Below are 20,152 nucleotides of genomic sequence, written 5' to 3' on the forward strand. Positions count from 1 at the left end.
GCCTTCGGGCGGCCGGGCGGCGCTCACGCCGCCGCCCCTTCGGCCAGCGGCAGGCGCAGCCGGAACACGCCGCCGCGCAAGCGCGCGTTGGCCGCGCTGAGGCTGCCGCCCATGGCCTGGGCCAGGCTCTCGCACAGACTCAGCCCCAGGCCCAGGCCACCCTGGCGCGTGCTGAAGAAAGGCTCGAACACATGCGGCAGCACCTCGGGCGCCAAGCCGGGCCCGCTGTCCTGCACGGCCAGCACGCCCTCGGCCTGCTCGCGCGCGAGCGACAGCGCCAGCCGGCGCTCCGCGAGCGGCACCTGCTCCAAGGCCTGCAGGGCGTTGAGCAGCAGGTTGTGCACGATCTGTTCCAGCGCGACCGGGTCGGCCTGCACCTGCAAGCCGCCGGCCTCACCGTCCAGCTGCAGCACCACGCCCTGCCGCTGCAGTTCGGGCTCCAGCAAATCCAGGGCCTTGCGCACGGCCGCGAGCAAGTCGACCGCCTGCACCGCCGCGCCCGGTTCGGGCCGCTCGACCGCACGCCGCAGCCGGCCCACGACCTCGGACGCGCGGCGGGCCTGTGCCACGGCCTGGTCCATGGCCGCGCGCGCCGTGTCCAGCTCGGGCGGGTCCTCGGCCACCAGGCGGCGCGCGGCCTGCGTGTTGGCCAGCAGCGCCGTGAGCGGCTGGTTCAGTTCGTGCGCCATGCCGGCCGCCAGCTCGCCCAACGCGTTGAGCCGGCCGACCTGCCCGAGCCGCAGCAGCGCCTCGGCCCGGCGCCGCGCGGCCGCCTGCCGGCGCAGCCAGCGCGCTGCGGCCAACGCGGCGCCCACGGCAGCCGACAGCGCCAGCATCCGGCCCCAGGGCAGTTCGGACCAGCCCACCGTGCGCGTGGCCACCAGCGCGAACGGCTGGCTGGGCGCGGCCAGCGGCTTGCTGAACGCATACGACCAGCCATGCGCGACCGCGCGACCGGCCTGCAAGGGCAGGCGCTGCTCGCCCAGCACCAATGCCACCGCCACCGGGCTGCTGTCGCGCGCCATCGGCCATTCGTCCCAGGGCACCATGCCGGCCACGCCGATCTGCAGCGCATAGGCGGCCGGCTCGGCCGCCAGCACCAGGCGGTAGCGGCCCTGTGCCACGTCCAGGTCGGCCAGCACGGGCTGGCGGGCCGTGCGCGAGCGCGCCTCGGCCTCGCGCAGCGCGGGCTCGGTCCAGGGCGCCTGCGCATCGCTGCGGCGAACGGCAAGGATCTGCGGGTACACGGACGGCAGTCGGGCGGGCGCCGCGTCGCCCGGCTGCAGGAGCGCCAGCATGGCCAGCACCGCGTCGTGCGCGACCACGCGCTGGCTCAGCAGCCGGTGGGCGATGCGCGCGTCGGTCTCGAACGCGGCCTGCTCGCGCTGCAGCGCCTGCTGCGCAAGCAGCAGGCCGCCGGCCAGGCTCAGCAGGGCCCAGGCCAGCCACCATCCCCAAGGGCGCAGGCGCGGCGTTCGCATGCGCCGATTGTGGAGGTTCAGCGCCGCTCGCTGACGACCTTGTCGGCCACCTCGCGCGGCGCCTGCGCGTAGTGCTTGAACTCCATGCTGTAGGTGGCACGGCCCTGGGTCAGCGAGCGCAGCGTGGTCGAGTAGCCGAACATCTCGGCCAGCGGCACCTCGGCGCGCACCAGCTTGCCGGTGCCGCCCGGGATGTCCTCCATGCCCTGCACCATGCCGCGGCGCGAGGACAGGTCGCCCATCACGTTGCCCATGAAGTCCTCGGGCGTCTCCACCTCCACGGCCATCGTGGGCTCCAGCAGCACCGGCGTGGCGCGGCGCATGCCCTCGCGGAAGGCCATGCTGCCGGCCATGCGGAACGCGTTCTCGTTCGAGTCCACGTCGTGGTAGGAGCCGAAGGTCAGCGTCACCTTGACGTCCACCACCGGGTAGCCCGCCAGCACGCCGGACTTGAGGGCTTCCTGCACGCCCTTGTTCACCGCGGGGATGAACTCGCGCGGCACCACGCCGCCCTTGATGGCGTCCACGAACTCGAAGCCCTTGCCCTCCGGCTGCGGTTCCAGCTTGAGCACCACGTGCCCGTACTGGCCCTTGCCGCCGGACTGCTTGACGAACTTGCCTTCCACGTCCTCGGCGGTCTTGCGGATCGCCTCGCGGTAGGCCACCTGCGGCTTGCCCACGTTGGCCGACACGCCGAACTCGCGCAGCATGCGGTCGACCAGGATCTCCAGGTGCAGCTCGCCCATGCCCGAGATGATGGTCTGGCCCGATTCCTCGTCGGTGCGCACGCGGAAGGACGGGTCCTCCTGCGCCAGGCGCGAGAGCGCCACGCCCATCTTCTCCTGGTCGGCCTGGGTCTTGGGCTCCACGGCCTGCGAGATCACGGGCTCGGGAAACACCATGCGTTCCAGCAGCACCACCTTGGCCGGGTCGCTCAGCGTGTCGCCCGTGGTCACGTCCTTCAGGCCCACGGCCGCGGCGATGTCGCCCGCATAGACGGACTCGATCTCCTGCCGCTCGTTGGCGTGCATCTGCACGATGCGGCCGATGCGCTCGCGCTTGCCCTTGACGGTGTTGTAGACAGAGTCGCCCGACTTCACCGTGCCCGAGTAGACGCGGAAGAACACCAACTGGCCCACGAAGGGGTCGGTCATGATCTTGAAGGCGAGCGCGGAGAACGGCTCGGCATCCGAGGGATGGCGTTCCACGGTCTTCTCATGGTCGTGCTCGTCGTGGCCCACGATCGCCGGGATGTCCAGCGGCGAAGGCAGGTAGTCGACGACCGCGTCCAGCATGGCCTGCACGCCCTTGTTCTTGAACGCGCTGCCAGCCAGCATGGGCACGATCTCGCCGGCGATGGTGCGCTGGCGCAGGGCGGCCTTGATCTCCTCCTCGGTCAGGGCCTGGCCGCCCAGGTACTTGTCGAGCAGCGTCTCGTTGGCCTCGGCCGCGGCCTCGACCATCTTCTCGCGCCAGGTGTTGGCCAGCTCGACCAGGTCGGCCGGGATGTCGGCGTAGGTGAAGCGCACGCCCTGGCTCGCATCGTCCCAGACGATGGCCTTCATCTTGACGAGGTCGACCACGCCCTGGAAGTGATCTTCCGCCCCCACGGGAATCTGGATCGGCACGGCGTTGCCCTTCAGGCGCTCGGCGATCTGCCGCTGCACGCGGAAGAAGTCCGCGCCCACGCGGTCCATCTTGTTCACGAAGGCCAGGCGCGGCACCTTGTACTTGTTGGCCTGGCGCCAGACGGTCTCGCTCTGCGGCTGCACGCCGCCCACGGCGTCGTAGACCATCACGGCGCCGTCGAGCACGCGCATGCTGCGCTCGACCTCGATCGTGAAGTCCACGTGGCCGGGCGTGTCGATGATGTTGATGCGGTGCTCGGCCTGCGTGCCGGCCATGCCCTTCCAGAAGGCGGTGGTGGCGGCCGAGGTGATGGTGATGCCGCGTTCCTGCTCCTGCTCCATCCAGTCCATGGTGGCGGCGCCGTCATGCACCTCGCCGAGCTTGTGGTTCACGCCTGTGTAGAACAGGATGCGCTCGGTGGTCGTGGTCTTGCCGGCATCGATGTGGGCACTGATGCCGATGTTGCGGACGTTCTGGATCGGTGTTTTGCGGGACATGGTGAAAGCTCACTGCTGGAGAGCCGGCCCGCATGAAAAGGAAAGCGGCCGGCCCTGAACACAAGGGCGAGCCGCGCGCGCACGGCTCAGGGGTGGGTGGATGCGAGGGTGCGGGCGATTTGGTACATCGGAATCTCCGAAAAGGAAGGCGCGACTTTAGACCAAACGAGGTGATGGCGCTTGGCGGCATTTCAAGGGCTGTGGCGTTCACGCATTCAGGCGCTGCGCGGCCTCCTGCAGCGCCTGGCGCAAGGCATCGGCGCGCGCCTGCAGGGTCTCCAGCCGCATGCCCAGCGTCACCGCCATCGGCGGCTGGCCCGGCAGCTCGGGCAGCAGCACAGCCAGCGTCGCGAAACCGGTGCGCGGATAGTCGCGCGTCTCGGCCCAGCCCTGGAGCCGGCTGCGGCGCACCTCGTCCAGCAGCGCCGGCACATCCACCCGGTGCGCGGGCTCGGCCTGCGCGTTGGCGGCGCGCGCGATGCGCTGCACGTCGCGGTCGGCCTCGCGCGTCAGCAGCATCTTGCCGACCGAGGACTGGCAGACCGGCCGCATGACGCCGACCGGAAACTTGAGCCCGTTGGCGCGCAGACTGGGCAGCGACAGGATGAAGCGCACGTGCACGCCCTGGCGCAGCCCGACCATCACGGTCTGCCCCGTGCGCAGCCGCAGCGTGTTCATGCTGGACAACAGGCTGCCCTGGCCGAACAGGTCGTCGTGCATCCAGGTGCCCAGCAGCATCACGCGCAGGGTCGGGCGGAACTCGCGCGTGGCCATGTCCTGCTGCAGGTAGCCCAGCCGCTCCAGGCTGCGCAGCAGCACCGAGGTGCTGGACAGCGGGTAGTCCAGCGCTTCCGCCACCGCGGAGACCGTTGCCGGGCCGCGGCGTTCGGCGAACAGCTCCAGCACCTCCAGCACGCGGCGGGCCGACTTGATCGTGGCAGGCGTCTTCTCGTCCATGGTGGTCAGTGTCCGTGCATGCGGGTGAACCCGGCCCCACTTTTCACATATGTGAAGCGCCGCAGCGGCTGCGAATCCTACAGTTTCCGGACCCCCACGACGGAGACGCCCGATGATTCCCCGCAACTGCTGGTACGTGGCCGCCATGGCGCACGAACTGCTGCCTGGCGCGCTGTTCCCGCGCACCCTGCTCGACACGCCGGTGCTGCTGTTCCGGCGCCAGGACGGCAGCGCCGCCGCCATCGAAGACCGCTGCAGCCACCGCCGCGTGGCGCTGCACCTGGGCCGCCTGGTCGGCGACCACGTGCAATGCGGCTACCACGGCCTGGAGTTCGACGGCAGCGGCGCCTGCGTGCGCATCCCGAACCAGGAGCGCATCCCGCCCAAGGCCTGCGTGCGTGCCTTCGCGCTGGTCGAGCGCGACGGCTTCCTGTGGATCTGGATGGGCGACCAGGCGCTGGCCGACGCGGCCCTGGTGCCCGACTACGCCGAGATCTGCAGCGACCCGGCCTACGTGGGCCGCCGCTCGGACGCCATGCACGTGGCCGCGCCCTACACCTACAACCTGGAGAACGTGCTGGACCTCTCGCACGTCTCCTACGTGCACCGCCAGACCGTGGGCACGCCGCTGGTGGCCGAGACCCGGCCCGAGACCACGGTGCGCGGCGACACCGTGGTGGTGCGGCGGGCCTGGGAGCGCATCGACGCGCCGCCGGTGTTCCGCCGCCTGTTCGGCTGGGACCAGGTCAAGCGCACCCAGACCATCCACTTCTGGCCCGGCGCCAACATCCGGCTGGACATCACCTCCGAGCCGGTCGGCAACACCGACCCGGCCCTGGTGCGCCGCATCCGCGTGGTCGGCCCCTGCACGCCGCAGACGCAAGGGTCGCACTTCAAGTTCTCCACCATGTACCGCGACTTCGCGCAGCAGGACGCGGCCATCACCGAGCAGCTGGCCGACGCCTTCGCCGTCACGCTGAACGAGGACAAGGTGCTCATGGAAGACCAGTGGCGCAACGCCTGCACCGACGGCCCGGACGCACCGATGTTCGACATCGCCGTCGACCAGGCGCCGCTGGCCACCCGCCGCATCCTCGCGCGCCTGGCCCAGGCCGAGGCGCACTGAACCACATCGCCCCACGACCACCATGACTTCCTATTCCAGACGCGGCCTGCTCAGCACCGTACTTTGTGCCGCACTCTGCGCGGCCGCCTGCGCGCACGCCGCTCCGGCCGCCACCTGGCCGACCAAGCCCGTCACCATCGTCGTGCCCTACCCGGCCGGCGGTTCGGCCGACGCCATGGTCCGCCCCATCGCCGAGAAGCTCTCCCGCCTGTGGGGCCAGCCCGTCGTGGTCGACAACCGCACCGGCGCCAACGGCATCATCGCCACCCAGCTCGTGATGCGCGCCGAGCCCGACGGCCACACCGTGCTGCTGCACCTGACGGGCTTCATCCAGAACGCAAGCCTGTACCGCAAGCTGCCCTACGACCCGTTCAGCGACCTGGCACCCGTGACCCAGCTCGGCACCCAGCCCATGGGCCTGGCCGTCGGCAACGGCAGCCCCTACACCTCGGTCAATGCGCTGCTCGCGGGCCTGAAGACCGGCACCACGCCACCGAGCTACGGCTCCTTCGGCACCGGCTCCACCGGCCACATCTTCGGCGAGCTGCTCAAGGCCAGCGCCGGCGTGGACCTGCCCCATGTGCCCTACCGCGGCGAAGGCCCGATGCTGATCGACCTGATCTCGGGCCGCGTGACCACGGGCTTCGTCTCGTCGGCCACGGCCGCCGCGCGGCACAAGGACCGCTCGCTGCGCATCCTCGCCGTGACCGGCCCGCACCGGCTGGCCTCGCTGCCCGAGGTGCCGACGCTGGCCGAAGCCGGCCTGGCCGGCTACGACCTGGTCGGCTGGTACGGACTGTTCCTGCCCAAGGGCACACCGGGCGCCATCGTGCAGAAGATCGCCACCGATGCGCGCAGCGTGCTCGGCCAACCGGACATCGCTGCCAAGCTGCGCGAGCTGGAGATCGAGCCGACCGGCACCACGCCGGCCGACTTCGCACGGCTGCTGCGCAACGACCACGCGCGCTGGGACGCGCTGATCAAGAAATTCCGCATTGAACTGGAGTGAACCGCATGCCCCCGTCCCTCGTCCTGAACGACCCGCAGCTGCTGCGCCAGCAGGCCCGCATCGGTGACACCTGGTGCGGTGCCGACGACGGCCAGCACTTCGCCGTGCACGACCCCGCCACCGGCGCACTGCTGGCCCGCGTGCCGCAGATGGGCGTGGCCGAAACAGAGCGCGCCATCACCGCCGCCGAGCAGGCCCTGCCGGCCTGGAAGCGGCTGGACGCCGGCGCGCGTGGTGCGCTGCTGCACCGCTGGCACGCACTGGTGCTGCAGCACACCGAGGACCTGGCCCGGCTGCTGACGGCAGAGCAGGGCAAGCCGCTGGCCGACGCGCGCGCCGAGGTCGGCTACGCCGCCTCCTTCATCGCCTGGTACGCCGAGGAGGCGCGCCGCACCTACGGCGACGTGATCCCGGGCCCGGCCGGCGACCGGCGCATCCTCGCGCTCAAGGAGCCGGTGGGCGTCTGCGCGGCCATCACGCCCTGGAACTTTCCCTACGCCATGGTCACGCGCAAGGCCGCGGCGGCGCTGGCGGCCGGCTGCACCCTGGTGCTCAAGCCGGCCGAGCAGACGCCGCTCTGCGCGCTGGCGCTCATGGAGCTGGCGCTGCGCGCGGGCATCCCGCCCGGCGTGCTCAACGTGGTGACCGGCGACCCGGTGGCCATCGGCGGCGCGCTGACCGCGAGCCCGCGCGTGCGCAAGATCAGCTTCACGGGCTCGACCGAGGTGGGCCGGCTGCTGATGCGCCAGTCGGCCCCCACGCTCAAGAAGCTCTCGCTGGAACTCGGCGGCAACGCGCCCTTCATCGTGTTCGAGGACGCCGACCTGGACGCCGCCGTCGAGGGCCTGCTGACCGCCAAGTTCCGCAACGCCGGCCAGGCCTGCATCGCGGCCAACCGCATCTACGTGCACGAGCGTGTCTACGACGACTTCGCGGCGCGGCTGGCGCGCGCGGCCTCTGCCCTGCAGGTCGGCCCCGGCACCGCACCGGGCGCGCAGATCGGCCCGCTGATCGACGCCGATGCGCTGGCCAAGGTCGAACGCCATGTGGCCGATGCGCGCGCCCACGGCGCCCGCGTGCTGGCCGGCGGCGAGCGCCACGCGCTGGGCGGCACCTACTACAGCCCCACCGTGCTGGCGGACGCCGACGCGCGCATGCTGCTCGCCCGCGAGGAGACCTTCGGCCCAGTTGCGCCGCTGTTCCGCTTCGCCCACGAGCACGAGGCCATCGCCGCCGCCAACAGCCTGGAGTTCGGCCTGGGCGCCTACGTCTACAGCCGCGACCACGCGCGCATCTGGCGCTGCATCGAGGCGCTGGAGGTGGGCATAGTGGGCGTCAACAGCGGGCTGATCTCCACGGCCGTGGCGCCGTTCGGCGGCATCAAGCAGTCGGGCTTTGGCCGCGAGGGTGCACGCCACGGCATCGACGAGTACCTGGTCGTGAAGTACGTGTGCCTGGGCGGGCTGGGCTGATGCAGACGATCGCGGTCCGCGTGGAGGCCGTGCGCCGCGAGGCGCAGCACGTGCACGCCTACGAGCTGCGCCGGCCCGACGGCGCGGCGCTGCCGCCGTTCGAGGCCGGCGCCCACATCGACCTGCACCTGCCAGGCGGGCTGGTACGCAGCTACTCGCTGACCAATGTGCAGACCGAGCGCCAGCGCTACGTGGTGGCCGTGGCACTGGATGCCGGCGGCCGCGGCGGCTCGCGCTGCGTGCACGAGCGCCTGCACGTGGGCGCGCTGCTGCGCATCGGCCCGCCGCGCAACCACTTCCCGCTGCACGAGGCCGCTGGCCACAGCGTGCTGATCGCGGGCGGCATCGGCATCACGCCGCTGCGCGCGATGCAGGCCCGGCTGGCGCAGCTGGGCCGGCCCTGGGAGCTGCACTACGGCAGCAGGACGCGCGCGGGCGCCGCGTTCGCCGACGAACTGCAGGCGCTGGGCGCGCAGGTGCATCTGTACTTCAGCGACGCCGCCAGCGGCCGCATGGACCTTGCGCGCACCGTGCAGGCCGCGCCGGCCGGCGCGCACTTCTACTGCTGCGGACCGCAGGCGATGCTGCAAGCCTTCGAGGCCGCCACGGCCGCGCTGCCGGCCGAGCGCGTGCACCTGGAACGCTTTGCCGCGCAGCAGGCGCCGGCATTGGACGGCGGCTTCGTGGTGGAACTCGCGCGTTCGGGCCGGCGGCTGCCGGTGGCGCCCGGCGCCACCATCCTGGACACGCTGCTGGCCCACGGCGTCGACGCCCCCTATTCCTGCATGCAGGGCATCTGCGGTGCCTGCGAGACCCGCGTGCTGGACGGCCTGCCCGAACACCGCGACAGCGTGCTCAGCGAGGCCGAGCGCGCCGGCAACCAGACCATGATGGTCTGCTGTTCGGGCGCGCGCAGCCCGGTGCTGCGGCTGGATCTGTGAGCGCAGCCATGCACCAACACAGGACGTTGGCCGACCAGCAAAGCACCAAATCCAGGCACGAATGGCATGGTCAATCCGGTATTGGTGCATTCGTGCACGAGAATGGCGCCCTTTTTTTGCCACTTTCTGCGCACCATCCATGCCGTACGCCGATTGCCACGCCTTCATGGCCCATGTCGCCCAGCGCAACCCGGGCCAGCCCGAGTACATCCAGGCCGTCACCGAGGTCATGGAAAGCCTGTGGCCCTTCATCGCCGAGCATCCGCGCTATGCCGAGCAGAGCCTGCTGGAGCGGCTGGTGGAGCCCGAGCGCACCGTGGTGTTCCGCGTGTCCTGGCAGGACGACCACGGCCAGATCCAGGTCAACCGCGGCTACCGCATCCAGCACAGCCTGGCCATCGGCCCCTACAAGGGCGGCCTGCGCTTCCACCCCTCGGTGAACCTGTCGATCCTGAAGTTCCTGGCCTTCGAGCAGACGCTCAAGAACGCGCTGACCACGCTGCCCATGGGGGGCGGCAAGGGCGGCTCGGACTTCGATCCCAAGGGCAAGAGCCCGGCCGAGGTCATGCGCTTCTGCCAGGCCTTCGCGAGCGAGCTGTTCCGCCACGTGGGCGCAGACACCGACGTGCCGGCCGGTGACATCGGCGTGGGCGGTCGCGAAGTCGGCTTCATCGCCGGCATGGTCAAGAAGCTCACCAACCGCGCCGACTGCGTGTTCACGGGCAAGGGCCTGGCCTTCGGCGGCTCGCTGATCCGGCCCGAGGCCACGGGCTACGGCACCGTGTACTTCGCGCAGGAGATGCTGGCGCACCAGGGCAAGTCGCTGGACGGCCTGCGCGTGTCGGTCTCGGGCGCGGGCAACGTGGCGCAGTACGCCATCGAGAAAGCCATGGCGCTGGGCGCCAAGGTGGTGACGGTGTCGGACTCCAGCGGCACCGTGGTCGACGAGGACGGTTTCACCACCGAGAAGTTGGCCGAGCTCATGGAAGTGAAGAACCATTTGTACGGCCGCGTGGCCGACTACGCCAAACGCACCGGTGGCCGCTTCACGGCCAGCGCCACGCCCTGGGGCGTGAAGGTCGACGTGGCCCTGCCCTGCGCCACGCAGAACGAGATCAGCGGCGACGACGCGCGCCGCCTGGCCGACAACGGCGTGCTGTGCGTGGCCGAGGGCGCCAACATGCCGTCCACGCTGGAGGCGGTCAAGGTGTTCGAGGAACGCGGCGTGCTGTTCGCGCCGGGCAAGGCCAGCAACGCGGGCGGCGTGGCCACCTCGGGCCTGGAGATGAGCCAGAACGCCATGCGCATCGGCTGGCCGCGCGAAGAGGTGGACGCGCGCCTGCTGGAGATCATGCGCAGCATCCACGCCGCCTGCGTGCGCCATGGCACGCGCAAGGACGGCAGCGTGAGCTACGTGGACGGCGCCAACATCGCCGGCTTCAAGAAGGTGGCGGACGCGATGATCGCGCAGGGCGTGCTGTAGGCCACAACAGGCTTCAGGCCGGCGACTTCGCCGTCACCGGCCTGTACTTGAACGCCGCGCGGATGATGCCGTGGTCGTTCGTGCCCAGCGCCTTGTGGTCCTCGAAGTTCAGGTGGTCGTTGTTGATCACCAGGCCGTCGAACATCCACAGCCGCTTCTTGCTGTTGTCGTAGAACTCCTGGCTCACGAGGATGTGGTCCAGCGATTCGCGGATGTCCTGGTGCACATGGGTGTAGTAGACGTCGCGCGTGTCGCGGTACTCCTGCAGCGTCTGCGCCGTGTAGAGCGCCAGGTCGCCGCCGCCCTCGGAGTCGCCGACCAGGTAGCGCGGCTGCTCGGTCAGGATGTTGGCGGTGTTGCTGTGCTGGCCGTCGTTGATGTCGCCCAGCACGATGACGGGCGTGTCGTTGCCCTGCATCGATTCGCTGAGCAGGAAGCGCAGCGCCGCCGCCTCGGCCGTGCGGCGGATGGTGGACAGCGCCGCGCCCAGCGCCTTGGCGTGGCGGCCGTAGAGGGCCTTGTCGTACCAGCCCTCCTTGAAGACCTGCGTCGGCGCCTTCGACTTGAAGTGGCAGACGTAGACGTGCACGGCCGGCTGCCCCTCGCGCGGCAGCATCGTGAAGTGCAGCACCGGGCGCGAGAAGCCCTGGATGTTCACGTCGATCTGCGGCGTTTGCGGGTCGTCGCCCTTGGAGCGCAGCACGAAGTGGTCGGGGAACGCGTCGATCCAGTCCGGCGCGCCCACCAGCAGCCCCTTGCGCACGAGGGCCGCGCAGACGATGCGTGTGCCGTCGGCATCCGCGGGCACCAGCATGTCGTACTGGTCGGCCAGCCCCGAGGCCTGCAGTGCCGCGGCCAGCGCGTCGGCATGCCAGAGCTCCTGCACGCCCAGCACATCGGGCGCGAGCAGCTTGAGCTGGTGCGCGGTCCAGGCGATCTTGCTGTCGTACTGCGCCTGGGTCCAGCCCTGGCCGGTGTAGATCCTGCGGCCTGGCAGGTTCAGGTTGTAGAGGTTGAAGGTGGCGATGGTCAGGCGGGACAGCTTCATGGGGATGCTCCGGCAACGGGGGCGCGACGCCCCGATCACACACCTTGGGGCGCATGCCCGCAAGATGCCGCGGGTCACGCGGGACGGGCTGGCGTGCCCCGGCCTGCGGCACCGGCCGGTCGATGCGCTGGTCGGGTTGCGTCCGGACCATTGTTCCGCCCGCCGTGACAGCGGCATGACAGCCCCGGTGCGCGGCGCGGCTTGGGGCGCGGCGACGTCACGCCGCCTGGCACGGCAGCGTGATCTCCACACGCAGCCCGCCACCGGCGCGGTTGGCCAGCCGGATCTCGCCCGCGTGGCGCCGCGCCACCAACTGCGCGATGGCCAGGCCGAGGCCGGCGCCGTTGTGGCCGCCGCTGCGCGCCGGGTCGGACTGGAAGAACGGTGCGAACACCTGGTCCAGGTGCTCGGGTGCGATGCCAGGGCCACGGTCGCGCACCGAGAGGCCGACCGTGCCGCCCCGCAGGTCCAGTGCCACGTCGACACACTCGCCGCGCGGCGTGAAGCGCAGCGCATTGCGCAGCACGTTCTCCAGCATGCTGGCCAGTTCGGCCGCGGCACCGTGCAGCAGCACGGGCGCGCGCGGCGCCTGCCAGGCGACGGACTTGCCGGCGGCCTCGGCCTCGTAGGCCACGTCGGCCACCGTGTCGCCCACCAGCGCCGCCAGGTCCAGCAGCGCCCTGGCCTGCGCGCGCGGCTCGCGCAGGCGCGCCAGCCGCAGCACCTGGCCCGTCAGCACGTCCAGCCGGCCGCACTCGCGTTCGATGCGGTCCAGCTGCGCCGGCATGGCCTGGCCGCCTCGGCGCGCCAGTTCCAGCGCCAGGCGCAGCCGCGTGAGCGGCGAGCGCAGCTCGTGCGAGACATCGCGCAGCAGCATCTCCTGGGCCGAGACGAGCTCCTGCAGGCGCTGCGCGGTGGCGTCGAAGTCGGCCGCCAGCGCGCCGAGTTCGTCCGTGCGGCCGGCCAGGCCGGGGCCCATGCGCGCGCCGAGTTCGCCACGCGCCAGGCTGCGCAGCCCCTGCTGCACGCCCAGCACCGGGCGCATGATGTGGCGCGCCACCACCCAGCAGGCCAGGCCGCTGACGAACACGGCGCACAGGAACAGCAGCACCAGCACATGGGGCACGCCCAGCACCTCGTAGGCCGAGGAGTCGAAGGGCAGGAACAGCGCGAAGTGCACGCCGCCGCCGGGGCTCTCGATGGCGGGCACGTTCCACCAGGAATCGGGCACCGGCACGTGGGCGCGGTGCACGGCTGGGCCGGCGCCGGCCGGCGTGCCTTCCCACAGCGCCACGGTCTGCGGCAGGTTCAGCTGGACCCAGTCATGCAGCCGGACGGGCAGCGGGCGGCCCAGCAGTTCGCGCCCGCTGCGGTCCACCAGGAACACGCGCAGCGTCGGGTTGTCGGCCTCGGTGCGGCGCACCCATCGTCCGAGCGCGGCGTCGCCCGTGCGGGCCGCATGGCGCGCGGCCTGCGTGAGCTGCGCAGAGCTCACGCCGTCCAGCGCGCGCAGCCGCGCCGAGGTCACGGCCAGCGTGAGGCCGATGCCGATCAGCAGGATCAGCACCAGCGCCGCCCAGAACGACAGGAAGATACGGCGGAACAGGCGCGTGTTCAGGCCGGCACCTCCGCCGTGCCGCCCGCCGGCGCTGCCGCGTTCAGCACATAGCCGACGCCACGCGCGCTGCGCAGCACCGGAACATCGGCGCGCGCGCCGTCCAGGCGCAGCTTGCGGCGCAGGTTGCTCACGTGCGTGTCCAGGCTGCGGTCGGATGGCAGCAGCGCGCGGCCCAGGCCCCAGCGCGTGAGCTGGGCGCGCGAGACCGGCCGGTCGGGCGCGCGCATGAGCGCCTCCAGGATCCGCGCCTCGGCCGAGGTCAGCGCCACCGTCATCTCGCCGATGGCCGCCAGCGCCTTGCGCGGCAGCAGCTTCAAGGCATCCAGCCGCAGTGCCGGCTCGGCCCCCACCGCCTCGGCCGCGGGCCGCCGGCCGCGCCGCAGCATGGCGAACAGGCGGGCGCGCAGCTCGCGCGGGTTGAAGGGCTTGGGCAGGTAGTCGTCGGCCCCGGCCTCCAGGCCCATGATGCGGTCGTCCTCGGCGCCACGCGCGCTCAGCATCAGCACAGGGGTCGGCCCGTGCTGCGCACGCAGGGCGCGCAGCACGGCGTAGCCGTCCAGCGTGGGCAGCATCACGTCGAGCAGCACCACGTCGAAGCGCTCGCGCGCCAGCCGCTCGGCGGCTTCGCCACCGTCGTGCACGCAGTCCAGCTGCACCGGCTCGGCCTCCAGGAACTCCTGCAGCATGCGGCACAGCTCCACGTCGTCGTCCACGAGCAGCACGCGCGCCACGGCAGCGCCCTCGTGCCCCGGGGTGACGCCCGGCAACGGCCGCCAGGAGGTTTGCAAAGAATTCATAAGAAAGGTCAAGGAGCGGTTACCGCTTTCTATTATCCCCGTTGCGAATATTTCTCATTTGCCGCGCAGCCGCGCTGGCAGGAAAACCATCCAACGAGGTCCCGTGAACGCACGCAACAGCACCCGCAGCCTGGCCTTCGCGCCGTGTCTGCTGACCCTTCTCCTGGCCCAGGCCCACGCGCAAGGCCAGCCGGCGGCGGCCGGCACCGCCCAGGCCCTGCAGACCGTGGTGGTCACCGCATCGGGCCAGGCGGTGGACATCAAGGAGGCGCCGGCCAGCATCAGCGTGATCACGCGCGAGGACATCGAGAAGAAACCCGTCACCAGCATCGGCGAGCTGCTGTCGTCCATTCCCGGCGTGACGGGCGGCACCGCTGCCACCGGCCCGCAGTCGAAGATCAAGCTGCGCGGCCTGCCCGACAAGTACACGCTGATCCTGATCGACGGCAAGCGCCAGGGCAGCTCGGCCGGCGTGAACTACCGCGACGACCTGGGCCAGCAGGACCTGGACTGGATCACGCCCGAGATGATCGAGCGCATCGAGGTGGTGCGCGGGCCGATGTCCTCGCTCTACGGCTCGGACGCCATGGGCGGCGTGATCAACATCATCACGCGCAAGATCGGCACGCGCTGGGGCGGCTCGGTCACGGCCAACTATTCCCGGCCGGATGATTCGGAGCGCGGCGACCGCAAGCAGACCGGCTTCAACATCAGCGGCCCGCTGTCCGACCGCATCGGCCTGCGCATCGGCGGCAACTACACCCAGCGCGACGCGGACGAGGCCACCGGCGGCTTCACGGGCGGCTACCAGTCCACGGGCGGCGCCCGCAACCAGAGCCTCCAGGCGCTGCTGAACTGGCAGCTCACGCCCGACCAGGTGCTGGGCTTCGAAGCCGGCCAGGGCACGCAGCGCGCGCTCGACTCCAAGACGGTCGATGCCGACGGCGACCCGCTGGTCTCCGGCTGGGGCCTGTCCAAGCTGGAGCACACCAACCTGGGCCTGAGCCACGACGGCCGGTGGGGTGACATGCGCTCCAGGCTCAACCTGGTGCACCACCAGTACGAGGACAAGGGAGACACCATCGGCAACAGCTCGCGCGAGACCACGCTGGACGGCCGCGTCGACATGCCGCTCAAGCTGCTGGGCTTCGACCAGGCGCTGACCGTGGGCATGCAGTGGCGCCGCGAGGAGCTGGACAACCGCGACACCATCGGCTTGGCGCCCATCGACTACGCCGGCCAGCCGGTGACGGGCTCGGCGCTGCGCAACAGCACCTGGGCGCTGTTCGGCGAAGACAGCATCTTCCTGCGCGAAGACCTGTCGCTGACGCTGGGCCTGCGCATGGACCGCCACAAGAAGTACGGCACCAACTGGAGCCCGCGCGCCTATGTGGTCTACCACCCGGCGCAGGCCTGGACGGTGCGCGGCGGGGTGTCGCGCGGCTTCCGTGCGCCGGGCCTCAAGGAGAACTCCGCGAGCGCGGCCACCCAGTCCGGCGGCAACGGCTGCCGCAGCCTGGCCGGCCTGGGCTGGACCAGCACCAGCGTGAATGCCGACGGCACGCGCGGCTGCTACATGGCCGGCAACCCGAACCTGCAACCGGAGACCAGCATCAACCACGAGCTGGGCCTGGGCTATGACGAGGCGGGCTGGTCGGCCGGCGCGACCTACTTCCACACCAACTTCCGCAACAAGATCGACTACCAGCCGCTGGGCCTGTTCAACGGCTTCTGGTGGACGCGCATGGAGAACGCCCAGCGCGCCCGCACGCGCGGCCTGGAGGCCTACCTCAACGTGCCGCTGGCCAGGGGCCTGGAGTGGAAGAACAACTTCACGCGCATGTTCGAGTCCAAGAACCTGACGACCGGCGCCGCGCTGCTGGCCGTGCCCAAGCTCGTCGCCTACTCGGCGCTGAGCTGGCAGATCCAGCCGGCCTGGACCGCCGACGTGAGTGCGCGCTACACCGGCAAGGAGGTGGTGGTGACGGGCACGGCCACGACCTTCGCCAAGGCCTACACCACGGTGGACCTGGCGACCAACTACCGCGTCAACGAGACGCTGACGCTGCGCGCCGGGGTGCTCAACGTGGCCGACAAGCAGACGCGCGAGACCGGCGCCAACTACGACAACGGCGGGCGCACCTGGTTCGTCGGCGCCACGGCGCGGTTCTAGTGCCGTGCCGCGGCCTGCTCCGCACGCGCCAGCAGTAGCTCCCGCTCGGCCTTGTTGCCGGCCAGTCCGGCAGCGCGCAGCCACTCGGTGCGCGCCTCGGCATGGCGGCCCAGCCTGGCGAGCAGGTCGGCGCGCACGCTGGGCAGCCACTGGTAGTTGCGCAGCGCCTTGTCGCCCTGCAGGCGGTCGACCAGCACCAGCGCCGCGGCCGGGCCTTCGGCCATCCCGACGGCCACCGCGCGGTTGAGCTCGACCACCGGTGACGGCGCCACCTGCGCCAGCCGGCCGTACAACGCGGCGATGCCGGCCCAGTCGGTCTGCCCGGCCGTGGCCGCGCGCGCGTGGCAGGCGGCAATGGCCGCCTGCAGCGCATAGAAACCGTCGGCACCGCCGAGCGCGGCCACGCGCTCCAGCGCCACCAGGCCGCGGCGGATCAGCAGCCGGTCCCAGCGGCTGCGGTCCTGCGCGGCCAGCAGCACGGGCTGGCCGCTGTCGTCCACGCGCGCAGCCGCACGCGAGGCCTGCAGCTCCATCAGCGCGGCCAGGCCCCAGGCCTCCGGTTCGTGCGGCGCCAGCCCGGTCAGCATGCGGCCCAGGCGCAGTGCCTCCTGCACCAGCTCGGGCCGCATCCAGTCGTCGCCGGCCGTGGCCGTGTAGCCCTCGTTGAAGACCAGGTAGACGACCTCCAGCACCGAGGCCAGCCGCTCGGCCAGCGCCTCGCCCTGCGGCAGTTCGAAGGCCACGCCGGCCTCGCCCAGCTGGCGCTTGGCGCGCACGATGCGCTGCGCAATCGTCGGCTCGGGCACCAGGAAGGCGCGGGCGATCTCCTGCGTCGACAGGCCGCCCAGCAGCTTGAGCGTGAGCGCCACCCGCGCGTCGGCAGACAGCACCGGGTGGCAGGCCGTGAACATGAGCCGCAGCAGGTCGTCGCCGATCTGGTCGGCGCGCGCGGCGTCCAGCGCATCCACGAAGTCGGGCACGATCAAGGCCTCCTGCGCCTGCAGGTCATGGCCGACCTGCTCGAACTTCTCGGCCTGCAGCTTGTCGCGCCGCAGGTGGTCCAGCGCACGGCGCTTGGCCACGGTGGTCAGCCAGGCGCCCGGGTTGTCGGGCACGCCGTCCTGCGGCCAGTGCTCCAGCGCGGCGATCAGCGCATCCTGCGCGAGTTCTTCGGCCACGCCGATGTCGCGCACCATGCGCGCGACCACGGCCACGATCTTCGCGGACTCGATGCGCCACACCGCGGCGATCGCCTGGTGGGTCGCGGCGTGCGTGGCCTGGTGCGTGCCCTCGTGCATCAGGCCTGTGGCGGTTGGCCCGACATGTGCACCAGTTCCCAGACATGCCCGTCCAGGTCGGTGAAGCCGTGGGAGTACATGAAGCCGTAGTCCTGCGGTTCGTTGGGCACGGTGGCGCCGGCCGCGCGGGCCTTGCGTACCAGTTCGTCGACCTCCTCGCGGCCGGTGCACGACAGGCAGACCAGCACCTCGACGCTCTGGTGCGCATCGACGATGGTTTTCTTGGTGAAGCTCTGGAAGAAGGGCTCGACCAGCAGCATGGCGAACAGGTTCTCGCCCAGCACCAGCGCGGCGCCCTGCTCGTTGGTGAACTGCGGGTTGAACTCGTAGCCCAGGCTGCGGAAGAAAGCCTGGCTGCGCGCCATGTCCTTGATGGGCAGGTTGATGAAGATCTGGGCGTGTTGCGGCATGGGAAGTCTCCTGTTCAGAATGTGCCGATGGTCTTGAGGCGTTCGGTGGTGGCGCCCGGGGGGAAGTCGTCCATCTCGTACAGCTGGCGCACCTCGATCTCGGCCGGCTGGCCGGCGCCGACCGGGTTGGGGAAACGGCGCGCCCACTCCAGCGCCTCCTCGCGCGAGCGCACCTGGATCAGCGTGTAGCCGGCCACCAGCTCCTTGGCTTCGGCAAAGGGGCCGTCGATGACGGTGCGCTTGTCTCCGGCGCCATAGCGGATGCGCCAGCCCGCGGACGTGGGCTTCAGGCCGGCGGCGTCCAGCAGCACGCCGGCGCGGGCCAGTTCCTCGTGGTAGGCGGCCATGCCCGCGAACATGTCGGCGTGCGTGGCAAGGTCGGGGACCGGCTGTGTCTCGGCCTCGAAGGCCGGCACGGACCGGACCAGAATCATGAATCGCATGGTGTTCTCCTGTGGACCATGCCTGCACGACGAAGCGGCAGGTGCAGATTCGACAAGCGCGGCGAAAAGATTCAGGCCGCCCGGCCGTCGTCCCAGCACGGCGCCAGGCCGCGCACCTCCACCGTGCACCACTCGGCGGCCGGGCATTGGGCGGCGATGTCCAGCGCCTGCTCGCGCGTCTGGCAGTCGAGCAGGAAGAAGCCGCCGACCATCTCCTTGGCCTCGGCGAAGGGGCCATCCAGCAACTGGGTCTTGCCGGCGCGGCGCTGCACGCGCGTGGCCGCATGTTCGGACGCCAGCGACTCGGCCGCCACCAGCAGGCCGCGTGCCTTCAGGTCGGCGCCGAAGCGCAGCATGGCGTCGTAGGCGGCGCGGCCTTCGGCTTCGCTGCGCGTGGCGCGCTGGCCGACGGGTTCATGGATCAACAGCATGTAGGGCATGGGCGATGACCTCAAAAAATCAATGGTCCGCTGTGCCGTCAACGTCCGGCACGGCGCGCAGAGTGCGACCGAAAGCCGCGCGCTGGCCTTGCGCTGCTCCGTCGCGCAGGTACTGCATGTCCTGCAACGTCACCAACGGGATCGTACGTATTCTCAGCGCAGCCCCTCCCACCACAGCTTGTTCTGCCGCGGCGCGCCCACCGTCAGCACCTCGCCGATCTCGGGCGTGGCCAACACGATGCCCCTGGCCTGGGCCAGCGCCGCCAGGTCGCGCATCGGCGCCTGCCAGCGGTGGAAGGCCAGGTCGAAGGTGCTGTTGTGCACGCTGTACAAGGCCTTGGCGCGCAGGTCCTCGAACGCGCGGACGGTCTCGGCGGGCGTCATGTGCACCGAGGGCCACCAGTCGTCGTAGGCGCCGTTCTCCATCAGCGCGATGTCGAAGCCGCCGAAGCGCTCGCCGATCTGTGCAAAGCCGCCGAAGTAACCCGAATCGCCGCTGTAGTAGATGCGCTGGCCGCCGGCTTCGAGCACCCAGGAGGCCCACAGCGTGCTGTTGCGGTCCCACAGGCCGCGGCCCGAGAAATGCTGGGCCGGCGTGGCCGTGAGCTGCACGCCGGCGTGCGTGCCCGCCTGCCACCAGTCGAACTCGGTGATGCGCTCGGCCGCCACGCCCATCCCGACGAGCCGCGCGCCCACGCCCAGCGGCACGAAGTAGCGCTGCACGCGGTCCTTGAGGTACTCGATGGTCGGCACGTCCAGGTGGTCGTAGTGGTCGTGCGAGAGGATGAGGCCCGCGATCGGCGGCAGCTCGGCCAGCGCCAGCGGCGGCGCGTGGAAGCGCTTGGGCCCCAGGAAGCTGAACGGCGAGACGCGCTCGCCGAAGACCGGGTCGATCAGCCAGTAGCGGCCCTGCAGCTTGAGCAGGTGCGAGGAATGGCCCAGGCGCACGATGTGGTTGGCGTCCGCGGGCAGTGCATCGAGCCCGGCCTGCGTGAGCGCGCGCACCGGGACCGGGTCCACCGGCACCGTGCCCTCCTTCTTGCCGAAGAAAAAGCGGCTCCAGATGCGCCAGCCGTCCTGCGTGGGCCTGGCATCGGCATTGGGCGGGTTGCGGAAGCTGCAGGTCTCGGCCTGGTACTGCGGCGAGGCCGCCAGGCCGCTCTCGCAGGCCCGGGTGCTGGCGCAGCCGGCCAACAGCAGCAGCACGGCGGCCAGGCCGGCGGCGCGGGCCAGGCAGCGCCCGGCGAATGGAAAGGCAGGCATGGCAGAAGCAAGGGCAGCGCGAAGCAGCGCGGGCGCCAGCTTACCCAAAGCAGGCGGCCGGGCCCGG

Annotated in this window: 17 protein-coding genes; 6 read left to right on the forward strand and 11 right to left on the reverse strand. The window is 71.1% G+C overall.

Annotation, left to right across the window (positions count from 1 at the left end):
* Nucleotides 1-23: 23 nt before the first annotated feature.
* From ASF44_RS10875 to ASF44_RS10885, 3 genes are all read right to left on the reverse strand, one after another.
* Nucleotides 24-1,481 carry an ATP-binding protein gene (locus ASF44_RS10875; protein ID WP_056899239.1) on the reverse strand — a complete coding sequence of 486 codons (1,458 nt, stop codon included), beginning with the start codon at nt 1,479-1,481 and terminating at the stop codon, nt 24-26.
* A gap of 17 nt (nt 1,482-1,498) precedes the next feature.
* Nucleotides 1,499-3,607: an elongation factor G gene (gene fusA, locus ASF44_RS10880; protein WP_056899240.1), complete on the reverse strand. Its 2,109-nt coding sequence runs from the start codon at nt 3,605-3,607 to the stop codon at nt 1,499-1,501.
* A 207-nt stretch (nt 3,608-3,814) separates the two neighbouring features.
* Nucleotides 3,815-4,564, reverse strand: a complete 750-nt coding sequence (locus ASF44_RS10885) for an IclR family transcriptional regulator (protein ID WP_056899241.1) — start codon at nt 4,562-4,564, stop codon at nt 3,815-3,817.
* A gap of 112 nt (nt 4,565-4,676) precedes the next feature.
* Here ASF44_RS10885 and ASF44_RS10890 point away from each other — a divergent pair, with 112 nt between their 5' ends.
* The 5 genes from ASF44_RS10890 to gdhA all read left to right on the forward strand — a co-directional run bounded on the left by ASF44_RS10890 (nt 4,677) and on the right by gdhA (nt 10,595).
* Nucleotides 4,677-5,690, forward strand: a complete 1,014-nt coding sequence (locus tag ASF44_RS10890) for an aromatic ring-hydroxylating dioxygenase subunit alpha (protein WP_056899242.1) — start codon at nt 4,677-4,679, stop codon at nt 5,688-5,690.
* Nucleotides 5,691-5,712: 22 nt separating this feature from the next.
* Nucleotides 5,713-6,699, forward strand: a complete 987-nt coding sequence (locus ASF44_RS10895; RefSeq protein ID WP_056899243.1) for a tripartite tricarboxylate transporter substrate binding protein — start codon at nt 5,713-5,715, stop codon at nt 6,697-6,699.
* Between the two features lie 5 nt (nt 6,700-6,704).
* A complete protein-coding gene (locus tag ASF44_RS10900; RefSeq protein ID WP_056899303.1) occupies nt 6,705-8,171 on the forward strand; it encodes an NAD-dependent succinate-semialdehyde dehydrogenase in 1,467 nt (488 codons plus the stop codon).
* The gene (locus ASF44_RS10905) at nt 8,171-9,112 is read left to right on the forward strand and encodes a PDR/VanB family oxidoreductase (RefSeq protein WP_056899244.1); all 942 of its coding nucleotides are present in this window, start codon (nt 8,171-8,173) and stop codon (nt 9,110-9,112) included. Before ASF44_RS10900 ends, ASF44_RS10905 begins: the two co-directional genes overlap by 1 nt.
* A 139-nt stretch (nt 9,113-9,251) precedes the next feature.
* A complete protein-coding gene (gene gdhA / locus ASF44_RS10910; RefSeq protein WP_056899245.1) occupies nt 9,252-10,595 on the forward strand; it encodes an NADP-specific glutamate dehydrogenase in 1,344 nt (447 codons plus the stop codon).
* 13 nt (nt 10,596-10,608) lie between these two features.
* On the opposite strand, the gene ASF44_RS10915 is transcribed toward gdhA, so the two are convergent.
* The 3 genes from ASF44_RS10915 to ASF44_RS31690 form a co-directional block, all read right to left on the reverse strand.
* Nucleotides 10,609-11,643 carry an endonuclease/exonuclease/phosphatase family protein gene (locus ASF44_RS10915; RefSeq protein ID WP_056899246.1) on the reverse strand — a complete coding sequence of 345 codons (1,035 nt, stop codon included), beginning with the start codon at nt 11,641-11,643 and terminating at the stop codon, nt 10,609-10,611.
* Nucleotides 11,644-11,860: 217 nt separating this feature from the next.
* Nucleotides 11,861-13,210, reverse strand: a complete 1,350-nt coding sequence (locus ASF44_RS32320; RefSeq protein ID WP_056899247.1) for an ATP-binding protein — start codon at nt 13,208-13,210, stop codon at nt 11,861-11,863.
* A gap of 47 nt (nt 13,211-13,257) precedes the next feature.
* Entirely contained in the window at nt 13,258-14,058 is an 801-nt protein-coding gene (locus ASF44_RS31690; protein WP_156374446.1) for a response regulator transcription factor, read from the reverse strand.
* Between the two features lie 103 nt (nt 14,059-14,161).
* On the opposite strand from ASF44_RS31690, the gene ASF44_RS10930 reads away from it, so the two are divergent.
* On the forward strand, nt 14,162-16,231 hold the full coding sequence (locus tag ASF44_RS10930) for a TonB-dependent receptor domain-containing protein (protein WP_235579188.1): 2,070 nt from the start codon (nt 14,162-14,164) through the stop codon (nt 16,229-16,231).
* Here ASF44_RS10930 and ASF44_RS10935 read toward each other — a convergent pair.
* The 5 genes from ASF44_RS10935 to ASF44_RS10955 form a co-directional block, all read right to left on the reverse strand.
* Nucleotides 16,228-17,529 (reverse strand): RNA polymerase sigma factor, encoded by a 1,302-nt coding sequence (locus ASF44_RS10935; RefSeq protein ID WP_056899248.1) that lies wholly within the window; start codon nt 17,527-17,529, stop codon nt 16,228-16,230. The genes ASF44_RS10930 and ASF44_RS10935 overlap by 4 nt on opposite strands.
* Nucleotides 17,529-17,939 (reverse strand): VOC family protein, encoded by a 411-nt coding sequence (locus tag ASF44_RS10940; protein ID WP_056899249.1) that lies wholly within the window; start codon nt 17,937-17,939, stop codon nt 17,529-17,531. The genes ASF44_RS10935 and ASF44_RS10940 overlap by 1 nt, the downstream gene beginning before the upstream one ends.
* 14 nt (nt 17,940-17,953) lie before the next feature.
* A complete protein-coding gene (locus ASF44_RS10945) occupies nt 17,954-18,382 on the reverse strand; it encodes a YciI family protein (protein WP_056899250.1) in 429 nt (142 codons plus the stop codon).
* Between the two features lie 71 nt (nt 18,383-18,453).
* Nucleotides 18,454-18,822, reverse strand: coding sequence for a YciI family protein (locus ASF44_RS10950; protein WP_056899251.1), 369 nt, complete (start codon nt 18,820-18,822; stop codon nt 18,454-18,456).
* A gap of 153 nt (nt 18,823-18,975) precedes the next feature.
* The gene (locus ASF44_RS10955; protein ID WP_056899252.1) at nt 18,976-20,085 is read right to left on the reverse strand and encodes an MBL fold metallo-hydrolase; all 1,110 of its coding nucleotides are present in this window, start codon (nt 20,083-20,085) and stop codon (nt 18,976-18,978) included.
* Nucleotides 20,086-20,152 lie beyond the last annotated feature (67 nt).

It is taken from the genome of Pseudorhodoferax sp. Leaf274 (assembly GCF_001422445.1).
Classification (GTDB): Bacteria; Pseudomonadota; Gammaproteobacteria; order Burkholderiales; family Burkholderiaceae_C; genus Pseudorhodoferax.

Excerpts from the sequence above, each read along its gene's own strand:
- ASF44_RS31690 (WP_156374446.1), bottom strand. The coding sequence starts at position 14,058 with ATGAATTCTTTGCAAACCTCCTGGCGGCCGTTGCCGGGCGTCACCCCG.
- ASF44_RS10945 (WP_056899250.1), bottom strand. The coding sequence starts at position 18,382 with ATGCGATTCATGATTCTGGTCCGGTCCGTGCCGGCCTTCGAGGCCGAG.
- gdhA (WP_056899245.1), top strand. The coding sequence starts at position 9,252 with ATGCCGTACGCCGATTGCCACGCCTTCATGGCCCATGTCGCCCAGCGC.
- ASF44_RS10895 (WP_056899243.1), top strand. The coding sequence starts at position 5,713 with ATGACTTCCTATTCCAGACGCGGCCTGCTCAGCACCGTACTTTGTGCC.
- ASF44_RS10875 (WP_056899239.1), bottom strand. The coding sequence starts at position 1,481 with ATGCGAACGCCGCGCCTGCGCCCTTGGGGATGGTGGCTGGCCTGGGCC.
- ASF44_RS10885 (WP_056899241.1), bottom strand. The coding sequence starts at position 4,564 with ATGGACGAGAAGACGCCTGCCACGATCAAGTCGGCCCGCCGCGTGCTG.
- ASF44_RS10900 (WP_056899303.1), top strand. The coding sequence starts at position 6,705 with ATGCCCCCGTCCCTCGTCCTGAACGACCCGCAGCTGCTGCGCCAGCAG.
- ASF44_RS10950 (WP_056899251.1), bottom strand. The coding sequence starts at position 18,822 with ATGCCCTACATGCTGTTGATCCATGAACCCGTCGGCCAGCGCGCCACG.
- ASF44_RS10915 (WP_056899246.1), bottom strand. The coding sequence starts at position 11,643 with ATGAAGCTGTCCCGCCTGACCATCGCCACCTTCAACCTCTACAACCTG.
- ASF44_RS10940 (WP_056899249.1), bottom strand. The coding sequence starts at position 17,939 with ATGCCGCAACACGCCCAGATCTTCATCAACCTGCCCATCAAGGACATG.
- fusA (WP_056899240.1), bottom strand. The coding sequence starts at position 3,607 with ATGTCCCGCAAAACACCGATCCAGAACGTCCGCAACATCGGCATCAGT.
- ASF44_RS10935 (WP_056899248.1), bottom strand. The coding sequence starts at position 17,529 with ATGCACGAGGGCACGCACCAGGCCACGCACGCCGCGACCCACCAGGCG.
- ASF44_RS10890 (WP_056899242.1), top strand. The coding sequence starts at position 4,677 with ATGATTCCCCGCAACTGCTGGTACGTGGCCGCCATGGCGCACGAACTG.
- ASF44_RS10905 (WP_056899244.1), top strand. The coding sequence starts at position 8,171 with ATGCAGACGATCGCGGTCCGCGTGGAGGCCGTGCGCCGCGAGGCGCAG.
- ASF44_RS10955 (WP_056899252.1), bottom strand. The coding sequence starts at position 20,085 with ATGCCTGCCTTTCCATTCGCCGGGCGCTGCCTGGCCCGCGCCGCCGGC.